The sequence below is a fragment of the Phosphitispora fastidiosa genome (assembly GCF_019008365.1).
In the GTDB taxonomy this organism is placed as follows: Bacteria; Bacillota; Thermincolia; order Thermincolales; family UBA2595; genus Phosphitispora; species Phosphitispora fastidiosa.
The window spans coordinates 12,891-27,458 of record NZ_JAHHUL010000010.1 but is presented as its reverse complement, the minus strand read 5'-3'; the positions used below and the strand labels follow the sequence as shown (position 1 = coordinate 27,458).

Genomic DNA, 14,568 nt, shown 5'->3' with positions numbered 1-14,568 from the left:
ATAAATGTATTCATCTTCTGGATGGCTTCCACTTTACTTATTATGAAAAACTCGGCTAATATAACTCCCCCCATTTAGCAAATTTTATACTATAGGAAAATAAAATTTTTAGTCCGAAGCAGGTGTTTTCGTTTATACAAGCAAAAAAGCCCTTGAATATCAAGGACTTTCGCATTTCGTTTTGTTTCATTTGACGTTTTCCCCGCGGAGCAAGGCCTGGAGGTCGGCCAGCCCCACCTTCCACCCATCGGCAAACTTCATGACCGCTCTCTTGGTCATCGCATATCCGTATACTACCTTCCACAGAAAGGCCACAGTCGGATTATCAAAGGTGTACTCACGCAACCACGGCTTGGGTTTTTTCAAGCGCCCCTCCTTCTCGAACAGGCGTTCCAGAGAAGTCCCGACCAGGACTCCGACCTTATTATAGTTAAAAGCTTCGGGGTTGCCGACCGAGCGCAGGAACTCCCCGTTTTGCATGAGTTCCTCCAAAGATATCGTCGGGTCAAACGGGATGAACCCGATTTTGACCGGCAGTCCCCACTCTTTGAGCTTGAGCAGAACCTCGCGGTTTTTCTCGACTGTCGTCCCCTTGCCGTAGCGGTCGAGAATGCGCTGCACGCCGGACTCAATGCCCAGGCGAACCTCGACGCACCCGGCGTCACGCAGAGCCTTGAAGAGATCCTCCTCTACGCTGTCGACCCGGCACTCCACCGAAAATTTGAGCCGCAGATTACGCTGCCGCAATTCCTCGACGAAATCCCAGGCCCTCCGAACCCCCACCTCACCGCGACCAAAGAAGTTATCATCCAGAAAATCCAGATGGCTCACGTTGTAGCGCCGCTGCAAATCTTCGATCTCGTCAGCGACGTTACCGGCGCTGCGCGGACGCCACTTTGGCCCGGGCGACCTGTCGTACATCGCGGTAGGACAACAAAAGATACAGTGCCCGTCACAACCCCGGGAAGAAATTACCATCGGCAGCCGACCCCACCTGAGGATATGTGGGAGCGTATCCCGCGCCGGGAAAGGCAGCGCGTCGAGATCGTTGATGAGAGGGCGCGGTTCGTTGGCTAGGGTGGCGTCGCTTTCGCGATAACACAGGCCAAGTATCCTTGTGAAAATATCTCCGGAGGGTCTCGGGGAGCCGGACGAGTTGAGGGCCGCCAGCAGCTCAGGCAGCGTCTCCTCGCCCTCCCCCACTATGAGGCTGTCCAGGCCTGGGATTAGCTTAAGAACCTCAGACCCCATCATGGTGGCGACCGGCCCACCCGCCGTGATATGCCCCGTGTAGCCCCCGCGACGCAGACGCGCTACCAGGCCGATTACGTGTGGTACGTTGACTTCGAGCAAACGAAAGCCAATCACATCCGGCTGTTGTTGCCGAATTCGCTTGAGAGTCGCGGAGATGCCGAGCCGGAAAAGCGATGCGTCAAGGATGCTGGCCTGGTATCCCAACTGCCTGAGAACAGCAGCCAAGTAACCGAGACCGAGATTTTCACTATGCTGCTCCCAGAGGCGGATCCCCGCCGGTGGGTTGATCAGCATGATTTTTCGAAATGCAACGTGCATGGCAATGCCCCCATTTCAAGAGTCATGACGTGACGCTCCGCACGGGTTGAAAACCGACGGGAAATATTTCCGCACCAGGCCACTTATTGCTACATTATACCATAGCGAAATACCACCGTCCACCCAAATATTTACTATTCTGGCCCTTCCGGTTGCTTCTGGGATTACTGGGGGATATTGGAACACAAGGAAAACAGCAATGAGAAAAAAGGCCTTACGTGGTTTACACTTGGTAAACACCCGTAAAGCCTTGTTTGATATATAAGGGTTTAAAATTTCGTTTTGGTGCGGTCGGAGGGACTTGAACCCTCACGGTTAAACCACACGCCCCTCAAACGTGCGTGAACTGTCTCCAGCTTATTGAGGAGTCATTTCGTTTAGAAACTGTAAGGATGAAATGATTCCAGCGGTTGGCATTTTTCTTTTAACATCGCGCACTACCCGGTTTTTTGAGTCAACCGCAAGCGCATTTATAATTTGATCATAGTATGCAACATCAATTGTGTGCCATATTTATTTCGCCAAATCCCAAAGAATTCCTTCTATTTGTTATTGATAAATTCTAGACTGAACTTAGTGTATTTGTACATCTCGTCCTGGCAAAATTTAGTTATTATCCTTGTCTATCTTTTCTATCACAAACTTCATAATCCTTTCAGCATATTCAATAGCAGTTTCCACATCAGGGTACTCCGGTACTAATAAATCACCGGGATACCGAAAAATTGTGCTATAAGGGTTTAGTTCATCAACAAGGTCATGTAAAAAATCAAAACTAGGATTAATGTCAGCACATTGATTAACTAACTCATTGAGATCGTGAGTTCTGATAACAGGTTTTCCGTGATATGCCAAATATGCCTTTAATGATTTCTCAGCACATTGCTGTGTATGATATGCTGCCGTATCAAGGATTGGGTCATCACCCGCAATCAGTTTCTTTGAAGATAGCAAATCATGTTCAGCTTTAACTAGCCAATCTTCATGCAGCTTCATAAAGTTTCACTCCCTGGAGTTTTATTTTATAAAACAACGAAGATGGTTCTGCTGCAAGTGTTTCGAATTCCTCTTCAGTATATACCAATATATCTTTTGAAACCCTGATATCCCTTAAAGCCTGATAAGCGGGTTTCATTCTTTTATATGGCTTTTTCTCTGAGTGGTAAACAATAATAAGGATATCCAGGTCACTATCCTCTTTTGGCTTTCCCCAGGCGAATGAGCCAAAAAGATATATCTTTTTTGGCTGATAAGCCTTTACGAGTTTTTCTATAATTAAAGATATTTTTTGATTGTCTAACATGAAAATCTCCTTCCCAACCACCAATGCTCACACCTGTCTTATTGATACAATAGGCAAACATTGTTTTATCATCTTTAAATTTTTCCCATTGAGCCGGAGTATAAACTACCACGTCCAAATCAATATCACAATCTATCTCCAACAATATGTCCTGAACCAGTTCTTTTTTATTCTTAGTATCTTTTATTACAAAGATAACAATATCACCGTTTTTCATACTATGCCCTTTGCTCGTGACCCGAAAAGAACATTATTTTACCTCCTCTGCATTCCTGTAAGAACCTAAACACTATGGGGTCGGTATACTTTACACTTAGAATAAACCAACAAAAAAAATATTGTCAAGAAAAAACAATGGTGAAATTAGATTTTACATGACGATTTTCCCCACTTCGCTCTTAACAATATTATGTATGAATTCACTAATATTGTAAACGTTTTTGAATTCAAATGTCTTTGCCACCTCGGTGCCTGCAACTACGAAAACTATCCAATCTTTTTGTGCATCTAAAAAGGTATTGCTCATAGTTCCTGATGTCATCTGGCTCACTTTTTCTTCTTTTGAAAAAAAATTCAAATCTACTCCTTTAGGTCCGTACTTTTTACCACGCCCCATCCTTCACAATATCCGGACCCCACTTGGTCTTTTTCACCTGATCTTCCGGAACTTCCACGGTGGAATCATCCTGTTGGGTCGAAAACCCTTTCTTTTTATCCATTTCTTTAACGGATTTAACCTTTGAGAGCGTACCGGAAGCAGCCACATCCCCCTTCCCTTCATCCAGGAGATCAAACCACGGGAATCCATATTCCGTATAAGTCTTGGCCGAAACCGGTGTTTCCGGAGGTTCCAGCCCCGTTATTTCACGAAACATCATGCTGTTGACAATATGCACATATACCCTGCCATAATTATTCCGGTCCCATGTATCGATACCATAATCATCCAGGTATATGGACTGTTTCATCCTTCCCCCGGCAGCTAAACCCATCTCACCCGTGCAGCAGCACGACTTTATTTTCACACTGTAAAAGACAGACTTGTCCGATTGATATTCCGGTTGTTTATCAGGAAAGAGGCCTGGTTTGGGTTCATATACGATTATCTGAATCCCCCCATGATCTTCGTTCCCTGATACCTGCCCTTCAACGGTATAAACCCATTCTCAGGGGCATTGCAACAAATTGCCTTATAAACCCATCACCGGCGTTAATGCCGTCCAGCCAGGGCTGATCAGGGCAAACCACATAGTCCTGGCCTTCATCCGAGATCCTGGTCCCACTCTTTGCCTGCCACCGCATTTATTTTGCCTACAGCAATTTTCACTGGTGGCCTTTTGTTGTGGGCCTATCTCATTTGGCTTTACTCCGCTCATTATGTTGTTCTCATAGGAATATTTGATGGCATTTCTGGCCCAATTAGAGATTTCCTCATAGTCAACAAAAGTTCTGTCAAAAGATGCCGTATAGTTTTCTTCCGGATAAATAGCCTGAATGGTCTTCAGAACCATAACCGCTATCTGTTCCCTGGTAATCTCTGCGTCAGGGGCAAACTTTCCGTTACCCACACCGCTAACGACCCCCAACCGGTATGCTTTTATTATATCATCTTGATACCGGTTTTCCGCGATATCGCTGAACACATCTTCCCCGTTTTGTATGGTAACAGTTCCCTTTACTTTTTCCGTCATTCTTATTGCCATCATGCAAAACTCTGCCCGGGTAATATTTTTTTGATAGTTGTTAAAAACCTGTTCATCTGCCAGGTTGTTTTCCCGCATTCCCTGTACAGCCTCTTGGACCCAGAGGCTTGCTTCCTGGGATTCAGCAGAACAAACCAAAGGGATCATAATCAAAAACAAAGATGTCACTATTGCCAATAGGCTTATTCTCTTGAAGATTGCGAACCTCCCTCTCACATATATGGTTTTGAAAATGGCTCTATAAACAAAATTTCGAACATTACGGACGCCTAGATTAATCAAATTTAATTATTCTCTTTGCACCTAAAGGTATTATTTCTTCAACTCTATATCTTCTCGTTTCCGGAGGTTCGTAATCATATCGTCCATACCAAAACTCAATTCCTATATCCTGCTCGGTTATTGTCCCATCTTCTTTTGTTATTTGAAGTACTCCCCTGGCAAGATATTTGTTATTCCAAGTTTTATAGAATAATTGTTCGTTGATAAAAAACTTTTCATTGTTACTCAACTTAATTACATCAGTACATAGTTTTTCCATAAGTAAATTTACCAATTCCGGCTCTTTTTCAAACATTTCACCAAAATCCAGTTTCGCTTCATTTTCATAGTCAAGCGGATAACTTAAAAGCCTTGCAGTCATTTCCTTAGATAGTTCTGTTATGGGCTGACCGTTTTTTTCTATCTTCAATAACCCGATTCTTTCTGCCTTATCCGCAGTGATTGCATTCATATCAACCAGCTTTTCTATTAATGAATAATTTTCATGGCCCTTCAAATTGGCTTTTAGGGCTAAGTAACTTAATCTGGCCATATATTTTCTGCGAAATTTATAATCCAGGCTGCCGCAAACCCGGTGAGTAAATATCATCATATCATCTGCAAACCTCAGAGCTTCATTCCATTCAAAGTCACCATTTGCATCACTGTAGCCCAAAGCCCTTAAAATAAACGTACAGTACCCATCATAATCAATTATATCGTTGGAACCAAAAGTAGTTGCACCGGTACCATAGGTTAACTTTTCATGATACAGATAACCCACATGGTCATTTGCCCATTTAGGTACATCGGTAAAGGGATGTTTATATTTTTTATCCTGAGCTTCTTTCTCTGCGCCCAATAGTCTTACAAACATGACTGCCGCTTCTGCTCTGGTTGACGTTCTGTCTAATTCAAACCCTGAATCAGTACCTATAAATACTCCAATTTTTTTTAGCTTTATTGCATAATCCTCATACACATCATTTGCATATGCTGCTGATCCTGTCAAAAGAATTGATGCAATTACTGCAAATATTAATAATCTTTTCATATTTATCCGTCACTCCTCGAGGAATCTAATAATTTAGATTAGTTTTATCAAACGAAGGATCATTGAGGCGGCCTCCGCACGGGTAATATTGTTTTGGGCCCGGAAGGTATTATCGGTATAGCCCGTGATAACACCCTTAGCTGAAGCAATTCCTATGGCATCCTTTGCCCATTTTGGAATGTTATCAGCATCTGAAAAAGTGAGTTCTGCAGGAATGACAGGACCGATTTTTTGCTCAATGATGGATACAATCAGTGCCGCCATTTCTGCGCGGGTTATGGGTCTGCTTGGATCAAGTGTAAGGGTGCCGTCCTGCTGTGGGTTCCCCTGGATTAACCCTTCCCTGACCACTGCTGCCATGGATTCATAAGCCCATTCCGGGATTAAAGCAGAATCAGAAAACTGTACGTTTATTGTCTGTAAATCTCCGGGCAATGGAGGTTGCAGGCCCAATGCCTTATTAACAGCGGCAATAATCTCCACTCTTGTTATTTCCCGTTCCGGCTTAAATGTCCCATCCGGGTACCCGTTGATAATTCCCATTCCGCTTAGTTCAGCCACAGCCTGTGCAGCCCAATGATTGGTCATGTCATTGAAGTGCACTGGAATAATCTGCTCTGACGATCCTGATGAATGCGATGAATCCTTGGTGATATAAGTAATTTTTGTGATGTTGCCGGCTGAATCGTAGGTATAATTTACTTTTTTTCCTGAATCGTACTCTACAGATATGAGACGGTTAAGGTCGTCGTAAGTGTAGGTTGTAGCGTTTGCGGGCAAGATTGACAATAAGTTAAATACTATTACAACTATAAAAAGTTTATATATACTTAATTTTGTCCTCACGATATAATCCTCCCTTTAGGCCTAATCAGCTAGTTCTATTTATCCAAGGCATAACGGCTTTTATAGTCTTCTTCCCATAATTCTAATCGCTTTTGCATATACTCATTTTGACCTTGCTCCATTAATTGACTTATTTCTAATGCTTGTTGCTCACCAAGTATCGATTGTTGTAATTCTGCTTTCATCCTATCTACTTCCGGTGCAACATATCTTTGATATCTAATATCAGCTACCTTAACAATTTTCGCCCACTGGGCAATTGCTTTCTTCGGTCTCCTTTTAAGCATATAAAGTGGAATCTTAGCTACTTCAAGAGTATCTTGAAAACCTGATGTAGGAGGGTCACCGTAAGTTTCTTCATATAAGTCTGCTGAAACCGAAGCATAGAACTTTACATCTGATATTGATCGTTTATGCTTAGGAGTAGGTATCATTTCTTTTGCGAATTCTAAAAGCGCAATTTCATCAGAAATAGTTAATTTATTCGGATCAACGTTTTTATAACTTTCCTCAAAGGACTCGGAAAAAAGCCCTGATGGATCCACATAATTAACCGGCTGCCCATTAACATAGGCATATCTATTCAGGCTTTGTGTAAAATCTATACTCCCCTGCACAACATCCTGATTTACAAATCTCCTGATCTCAGGATTATAATACCTTGCCCGCATGTAGTACAAACCGTTGTCGTCAGTCATGACTCCATCGCGCCCGTTGTAGAGAAATGTTGTAGATGTTGTCCCTGACAGTCTGGATAACTCCCCATAAGGGCCGTAACTGAACCGGTCTGTAACTATACCGTTTTCGTCAGTCAAAGCAGTGGTGCTTCCACGGAGGTCAAAATGATATGTCCTAAATGCACCGTCAGTTTCCTCCTGACCTATTAGTCCTAATCCATACACATAAAATGTCTGTTTACCGTCAGTATCATGCTTAATCAATAACTTTCTGAGACGGGCATTCGGGTCAATAACATACTGTATTACCCCATCACCATAATCAGCACCAATGCGATTGTTTTCAGCATCATACAGGAAGGCCGCCTCTCCTGCATTTGTCAGTCTGTTCCGGGCATCATAAATATAACTGCTCATTTCCCCACCCAAAGGCCCGGTTATCATATTGCCATCCTCATCATAAATAACCTTGCGGCCATTATATGTGTTCAGGCGATTATCACTACCATAAGTCATGACAACATTCTCCTGAAAAACAGGTTCAGCCGCAATTGACGATTCTTCTTTAATAACATTCCCTGCTGCATCAAATGTAAAATCATACTGATTTATAACATTGCCTTCTGAATCAATATCCTTCAACTGCATCAGGTTCCCCGCTATATCATAACTCCCAGTTAAAACTGTTCCGTTTGGTCGAACAGTCTTGGTTAAGCGCCCGTTACAATCATATTCATATCTAGTCTTTCGGTCTGCCCAGTCTGTAACACTGATCAACCGGTTAGCTGCATCGTATTCATAGAGGACTTGCTTTCCGCCCGGGTAAGTAAGTGATGTCAGATTGCCCACTTGGTCATATGCATAAAGGATAGTATTGCCTCTGGTATCAGTGTATTTGACAACCCTGTTCAAGGCATCATATTCACGGGTAATGATCTCGTTTTCGTCATTAACTGTAAGGATATTGCCATTAGCATCATATGTATAAGATATTGTCCCGTCCTGATCGGAATAACTGATGAGCCGTCCAGTGTCATCATAACTGAAGTTAGCAGTCTGTCCCCTGGCATTTGTCACTTCTTCCAGCAGATTCCGCGCATTATATCCATAATTTACCGAATGCCCGTTCGCTGAAGTCTGGGAAATCAGCCTACCAGATTTATCAAAGCTAAAGTTATTCACATTGTTATTTGGATCAACTCTGTTTATCAGGTTGCCGTCCACATCAAATTCCTGGGCCGCGTTATTTCCCAACGGATCTGTAGTTGATACCAGCCTGTTAAGGTCATCATAATTAAACTGAGTTGTTCTTCCTAATGAATCGGTAATACCAATGATCCTGTTAAGCCGGTCATATTGATATGCAACAGTGTTACCAAGAGCATCGGTAACTGATAATGGATTATTCGAAACATCATATTCATAAGAACGAACCAGTTGTCCATATGCATCATACTCTTTGGTCAGGTTTCCCAGTGCGTCATATTCAAAGCTTTTTGAATTGCCCAAAGGATCTGTTATTCTCACAAGCCTTCCTTTTGCATCATAGTCAAGCAGAGTCTCATTTCCTTTGGCATCAATGATACTTACCAAGCGGTCTTCTCCATCATATTTATACTGAGTCTCATTCTCCAAAGCATCAATAATACGGATAACTTTGCCGTTGCCGTTATATTGATAGCGTGTGGTGTTACCATTTGCATCTGTTTCGCTCAGTTTATTATGATTGCTGTCATACGAATAGGTTACTGTATTTCCCAACGGGTCAGTTGCACTAATAAGGTTATCAGCACTGTCAAAGCCGAAAAGGATTGATTTTCCGGCAGCATCCGTAATTTGTGTTAGGCGCCCAATGTCATCGTAGTAATAATATACTTTATTTCCTACAGGGTTAGTAACTGAATATACTTGACCGGCTACATATTCAAAGGTAGTAGTAGCTAAATCAGGTGAAGTAACTTCCACAAGCTGGCCTTCAGAGTTATAACTATAAGTAGTTGTACTGCCCATCGGATTAGTGAGACTGGTAACATTATTATTTTCATCATAGGTATAGCTATTTTTTTTGCCTACTTCATTTTCAAGGGCAATCAGATTATCGTTTTCATCATACTCCAATTTGATTGTCCGACCGGTTGGGTCGGTAACTGAGATCAAATTGCCCCTGCTGTCATAATCTAATAGGGTAGTATTTCCTTTTACATCCGTAACAGAAATAATGTTACCAACATCATCATATTGATTAGTCTCTACTATATTTCCAAGTTCGTCCTGCATACTCAGCAGTTGGTATTTATTGTTGTAACTAAATACCCTTGAGTTGCCATTACGGTCATAGACAGTTGTTTTGATGATCCCAGTGAGTATATTTTCGTCATATACCAATCTGGTTAATTGATTTCCATCCACCCCATCATCCTGGGCTATTACCCGGCCCTGATCGTCATAAGTGTTCTCAAATATAGACTGGCCTTCACCATCAATCCCTTTAACGACCTGACCTTCCTCATTATAAAAATAAGTCGCTGTGTATCCCATGGGACCGGTTATCCCGACTAGGTTATGACTTTCATCATAAGTTAATTCCACAGTCCGATCCAAATTGTCTTTTATCAGGGTCATTAAACCATCGGGGTTGTAATCAAACCTAAACGCCTGACCGGATTCCGGTTCCAACACCTCTGTCAAATACCCATAATCGTCGTAACTTAATAAAACAGTCTGGTTCGAAGCAGAAACCAGTTGAATCAATCGTCCCAGAGCACTAAAGGAATAAACTGACTTGTCTTTTAATGTCAAAGTATAACTGCCATCAACATCTTTTAACAGGATATTAAACTGTTCTTTAAGGTCAGAACACCTAAACTCATGTTCTCCTATCCTTGAATATATATTTTTTCGGTTGGCAGACCAATGAATAATTACTGTTTCATCAGAAACCTCTTCGAGCCGGGTATCAAAAGCAGATTCCCAGCCTCTCCCCAGCGAGCCTTCCTGAAGTAAGAGTGAATTATAATGGATAGTGAAGGAAATGTCCCCCTTAGCACCGCTTACCAAGAGTAATGACCTGTCAATTACATGGGCTCCTGTCGCACTGTCAAGCGGATCGAAAACAGGGGTACCAGTGGTACCTTGACTTGGAGCACTTATTGATATCTTAGGTTCAGCAGCGGTCCCTGTATACTGAAGATTTACTTTTACCGCTACCGGAGAACTTGTAGAAGTTGCACCTGAATCATCAGTAACTGTCAGTGTAACATAATATGGCTCTTCTCTCGGGGTAAAGGTATGATACGGATTCCTATAACTGCTTGTACTTCCATCACCAAAATTCCATTTCCAGCTTTCAATGGTGCCATCGCAGTCTTTGGCCTCAGACCAAAACTGGATAACATCTTCGCATCCGTCTTTTAATGTATAACTAAATTTGGCCTGCGGTGGAATGACTGGAATCTCAACTGGCCGTTTAAAGGTTGGGCTCCACTGGTCTTCATATCCTTCTTCCACAACGCCAAAGTAATAGGTAGCACCTGGAGTGAGCCCAATATCAGAAGGTTTCCAGAACCTGTAGAACTTTTGCTTTGATTCATTCCATTCAAGAAGGGTAGTATTGCTGTCAAGAGGCACGTTTTGCCCATTGGCATTGGTTATGAATATGTGGAAATCAGGGGGATTTCCTACTTCAGGGGGGTCAATGGCAGCTTCTAATCCATAATGTGTCCAGTTGTACTGAACGTTCCAGTTATCCTTTAGAACAGCCGTAAATGTTTGCTGCAGTTGTTGATCCATATATAGGTGCAGCCATTCTTCATTAGCAGCATTTTTTAACCCTTCAAGGTCATGATATCCTTCGGCAACAAAAGCAAACTGGTATGTCTTTAATCGCCCGAAATTGGTAGATGGAACTTTTAATTCATAATTATTGCCCGGGCCTGTACGTATTAATGTATTATTTTGATCAATATTTATATAAGACCAACTGTTTGAATAACTATTGAAAACAGCTATATACACCTGGGGCCATTCTTCGCCGTTTTGAGGAACCAGCATTTCGTTTATCTTAGCCCGTAAAAGCCATTTGTCCTCCTCGGGGATATATATTAATTCTTTCTTAGGCACGGGGTCTAATACCTCAAGTATGGTCCTGCCAAGTTCAATACCCAGTGAGGAACCTGCGTTTCTGGAAAAGACTTTTACCGTATATTCTCCCGGTAACGACTTTTTGCCAATTGCAGTAAAAGAGATTTCGCTAAGGTCAAATTCGCTTGTGTTTTCTGGAAATGTGCTGTATGGCGGTTCTGCTTCCCCTGTATCATTCCTGACAAAAATGACTGTTACTTTTTCAATTTGACTCTCAGAAACAATTTTACCTGATAAATTTATTTCTTCAGAAGGGAATAAGGTGATTCGGGAAGGCAAACCTTCAAGTTTTGTATGTGGGATTAAAGAGGTCATCCATAAACTGCTTGACCCTTTCGGACCGTCATAAAATTTTTTCAGGGTAACTACTATATCATTTCTGCCATAAGTAAAAAGGTTTGTTATATCAATAGCCGGTTTAGGATATTCCTCTGTCCCCCATACCAAACGGGAGAAATTAGCTGTAGTTCCATCCTCATGTGTAACAGCTATTTCAATGGTATCAAGTACCCAAACACCTCCTGATCCATCAGGGGTATCTGATAACCATACTGTTCCACCCTGGTATTCCACAGTAAATTCTTTTGTGAAAAACACATCAGGGCCATCATTATAAGAGGGAATCATGTCTGTTATTTTAACAGAACCGGTAAAAGCCTGCTCTTCAGCCGTAAAATCTAAGCTGCTATTACCATCGGTAAAGTCGATATACTCAGGGGTAAAACTGTAAGCATCACTAACAGGCTGAACCCTGTACGCTGTGTTTGGGTCAAACCCAGTCTGTGTCCAGTTACCGGAATCATCAGTATAAACATTGGCAGGAACTTCACCGTTTCCGGAAATTACCGAAAACCCCATCTCTATGTCAGGCACTCCCAAACCACCTGAAGTCACCCTTCCGGACACATCAAAAAGTCCGGCATTCCCATCACCAATGCTGTATTTCTTCAGAACAAGCAGGACAACCTCAGAATCATATCCGATTCCCATTAAAGTCTCGTCGGCATTAAATACACCTAACGAAATACCTTCAGACCGGTCAATTACCATTTCCTCTGTCACGTAACCAAAACAATCTGTTTTTAAAAATGAAGGTGAATATTCAATATCCGCTGTAACAACATAACCTTCATCGATTTCCCTGATATCATGCAACCAATCAGTTCCCTCGCCCCCATATATTTCCTCCCATTCTTGTTCGCCGGTACTATCCACTTTTTTTATAAAAATATCATTAGAAAACTCTGCCATTCCAGATATTGATGTTATCCCCCCTAAAATATACCCGCCGTCATCCGTGGCAATTACTCTGGCAGCAAGTTCATCTTCAAATCTTGGATAGGTCTGCTCCCAGAGAATTTCCCCAGTGTCATCAAATTTAGCCAGCCATACATCACAGGTATCAGATTGGCTACTATTTAGGATTACAGCAGTACCTGCAACCACAAACCCTCCATCGGCAGTTTTATGTACTGCCCAACCCTCAATTCCTTGTAAAACTGTTTCTTCAATTTGATTTCCTAAAGGATCCAATATTAACAAACGGGTAGCCACCCACGGGTACGAAGTTATCGAATACTCTGCAGCAATAACAAAGTTGCCGTTATTGATTTGTGCTGCAGATGTGGCGTTATCAAATTCACCCTGCTTTTCCAATTCTGCATCCCATTGAATGTTACCTTGGTCATCAATTTTAATTATGTATGCCTGAGAGTCTGTATTATCCTGGCTGCTTTTACTGCCAACAACAATAAAACCCCCGTCATCTGTCTGCAAAATAGGATTGTACATGCTGTTAAACCGTCCCTGGATAATGACATCCCACTTTTTACTTCCGTCACTGTTAATCTTTATTAAATGATAGTCATCATGCCCAGTATTTATGTTGTACATGTAAGCGAGAACTGCATAACCACCGTCTGAAGTTTTTTTAAATACTAAGGGATATTTGTCACCCGTTCCTTCAATATACTTTTCCCATTCCAAATGAACAGGCACTCTCAAATCTTCGTCAAATTCCTTTTGGGGTTCATAGTCAACAATCACTCCGTTCCAATATAAGTCATCCAGCATATCCTCTATCTCTTCGTCTTCAATATCAATAAAGTTGTTTCTTATATCTAAATACCTGAGATGAGTAAGTCCTATGATAATATTTGGATCTAATTCTTCAATTTCATTATCAGCTAAAAGAAGCTTCCGTAAATTTATTAGGCTTGATATGGGATTAATATTTGATATTTGGTTATTACTTAGATAGAGAGTATCTAAATTAGTTAGACTGCTAAGGGAAGAAACATCGCTAATCTCATTATTTTCCAGATAAAGGTGCGTTAAGCTTGCCAATTCCGACAAATCAGCTACGTTGCTTATTTGGTTGTTCGCCAGGCTAAGTTCTTCAAGATTAAAAAGGTCAGCCAATGGAGAAATATTATTAATTAAATTATTATCCAGGTCAAGATAACAAAGATTTGTCAAACCGGTTAAGGGGGTTACGTCAGTAATACTGTTGGATATTAGGCGGAGACTATGAAGGTTGTTAAGCCCGGAAAGTGGTGTTAAATTAGAGATTTGGTTATTATCTAAATCTAATCTCCATAAGTTAGACAAATCTGCCAGAGAAGAAATATCACAAATTTGGTTTGATTCCAAATCAAGGTCAGCCAATTTGGTCAAACCCTCTAAAGAACTAATATCTGCAATATTATTACCCGACAAGTCAAGTTCCCGCAAATTAATTGCATATTCAAGACCGGTTAGGTCCTGAATTCCGCATCCCACTGGATCCAAAACTGAAAGTTCAGCCATGTCCTCTGTTGTTATATCGCCTGTAGGCTTGCCAAGCATTTCCCTTATAGCGGCTTCTAGGTTGCTGTCATTGAACGAAACAACCGTTATATTACCGGCAGCATTAGAATCGATAGAAGCCTCCGCTATGGAAATAGCAAAGTTAAGGTTAAACAATACACATATTAGCAATAGCAAAATAAACAACGTCGTATTGTTCTTCAT

General features: G+C 41.7%; 9 protein-coding genes. All 9 read right to left on the bottom strand.

The features are described 5' to 3' along the window. Positions 1 to 186: 186 nt before the first annotated feature. On the bottom strand, positions 187 to 1,572 hold the full coding sequence (locus tag Ga0451573_RS10345) for a B12-binding domain-containing radical SAM protein (RefSeq protein WP_231683941.1): 1,386 nt from the start codon (positions 1,570 to 1,572) through the stop codon (positions 187 to 189). Between the two features lie 606 nt (positions 1,573 to 2,178). Further along, a complete protein-coding gene (locus Ga0451573_RS10340; protein ID WP_231683940.1) occupies positions 2,179 to 2,568 on the bottom strand; it encodes a HEPN domain-containing protein in 390 nt (129 codons plus the stop codon). Continuing rightward, positions 2,555 to 2,896, bottom strand: coding sequence for a nucleotidyltransferase domain-containing protein (locus tag Ga0451573_RS10335; RefSeq protein WP_231683939.1), 342 nt, complete (start codon positions 2,894 to 2,896; stop codon positions 2,555 to 2,557). The genes Ga0451573_RS10340 and Ga0451573_RS10335 overlap by 14 nt, the downstream gene beginning before the upstream one ends. A 349-nt stretch (positions 2,897 to 3,245) precedes the next feature. After that, positions 3,246 to 3,491 (bottom strand): hypothetical protein, encoded by a 246-nt coding sequence (locus Ga0451573_RS10330; protein ID WP_231683938.1) that lies wholly within the window; start codon positions 3,489 to 3,491, stop codon positions 3,246 to 3,248. Continuing rightward, positions 3,478 to 3,843 (bottom strand): hypothetical protein, encoded by a 366-nt coding sequence (locus Ga0451573_RS10325; RefSeq protein ID WP_231683937.1) that lies wholly within the window; start codon positions 3,841 to 3,843, stop codon positions 3,478 to 3,480. The genes Ga0451573_RS10330 and Ga0451573_RS10325 overlap by 14 nt, the downstream gene beginning before the upstream one ends. A 222-nt stretch (positions 3,844 to 4,065) precedes the next feature. Beyond that, the gene (locus Ga0451573_RS10320) at positions 4,066 to 4,746 is read right to left on the bottom strand and encodes an S-layer homology domain-containing protein (protein ID WP_231684105.1); all 681 of its coding nucleotides are present in this window, start codon (positions 4,744 to 4,746) and stop codon (positions 4,066 to 4,068) included. A gap of 106 nt (positions 4,747 to 4,852) precedes the next feature. After that, the gene (locus Ga0451573_RS10315) at positions 4,853 to 5,893 is read right to left on the bottom strand and encodes a hypothetical protein (RefSeq protein WP_231683934.1); all 1,041 of its coding nucleotides are present in this window, start codon (positions 5,891 to 5,893) and stop codon (positions 4,853 to 4,855) included. 33 nt (positions 5,894 to 5,926) lie between these two features. Then, positions 5,927 to 6,739, bottom strand: coding sequence for an S-layer homology domain-containing protein (locus Ga0451573_RS10310; RefSeq protein WP_231683933.1), 813 nt, complete (start codon positions 6,737 to 6,739; stop codon positions 5,927 to 5,929). A gap of 35 nt (positions 6,740 to 6,774) precedes the next feature. Continuing rightward, entirely contained in the window at positions 6,775 to 14,568 is a 7,794-nt protein-coding gene (locus tag Ga0451573_RS10305) for a leucine-rich repeat domain-containing protein (RefSeq protein ID WP_231683932.1), read from the bottom strand.

What these genes read in the sequence shown, in the direction of transcription:
- Ga0451573_RS10345 (WP_231683941.1), bottom strand. Translation starts at nt 1,572, where the DNA reads ATGCACGTTGCATTTCGAAAAATCATGCTGATCAACCCACCGGCGGGG.
- Ga0451573_RS10340 (WP_231683940.1), bottom strand. Translation starts at nt 2,568, where the DNA reads ATGAAGCTGCATGAAGATTGGCTAGTTAAAGCTGAACATGATTTGCTA.
- Ga0451573_RS10330 (WP_231683938.1), bottom strand. Translation starts at nt 3,491, where the DNA reads ATGGGGCGTGGTAAAAAGTACGGACCTAAAGGAGTAGATTTGAATTTT.
- Ga0451573_RS10325 (WP_231683937.1), bottom strand. Translation starts at nt 3,843, where the DNA reads ATGAAACAGTCCATATACCTGGATGATTATGGTATCGATACATGGGAC.
- Ga0451573_RS10315 (WP_231683934.1), bottom strand. Translation starts at nt 5,893, where the DNA reads ATGAAAAGATTATTAATATTTGCAGTAATTGCATCAATTCTTTTGACA.
- Ga0451573_RS10305 (WP_231683932.1), bottom strand. Translation starts at nt 14,568, where the DNA reads ATGAAGAACAATACGACGTTGTTTATTTTGCTATTGCTAATATGTGTA.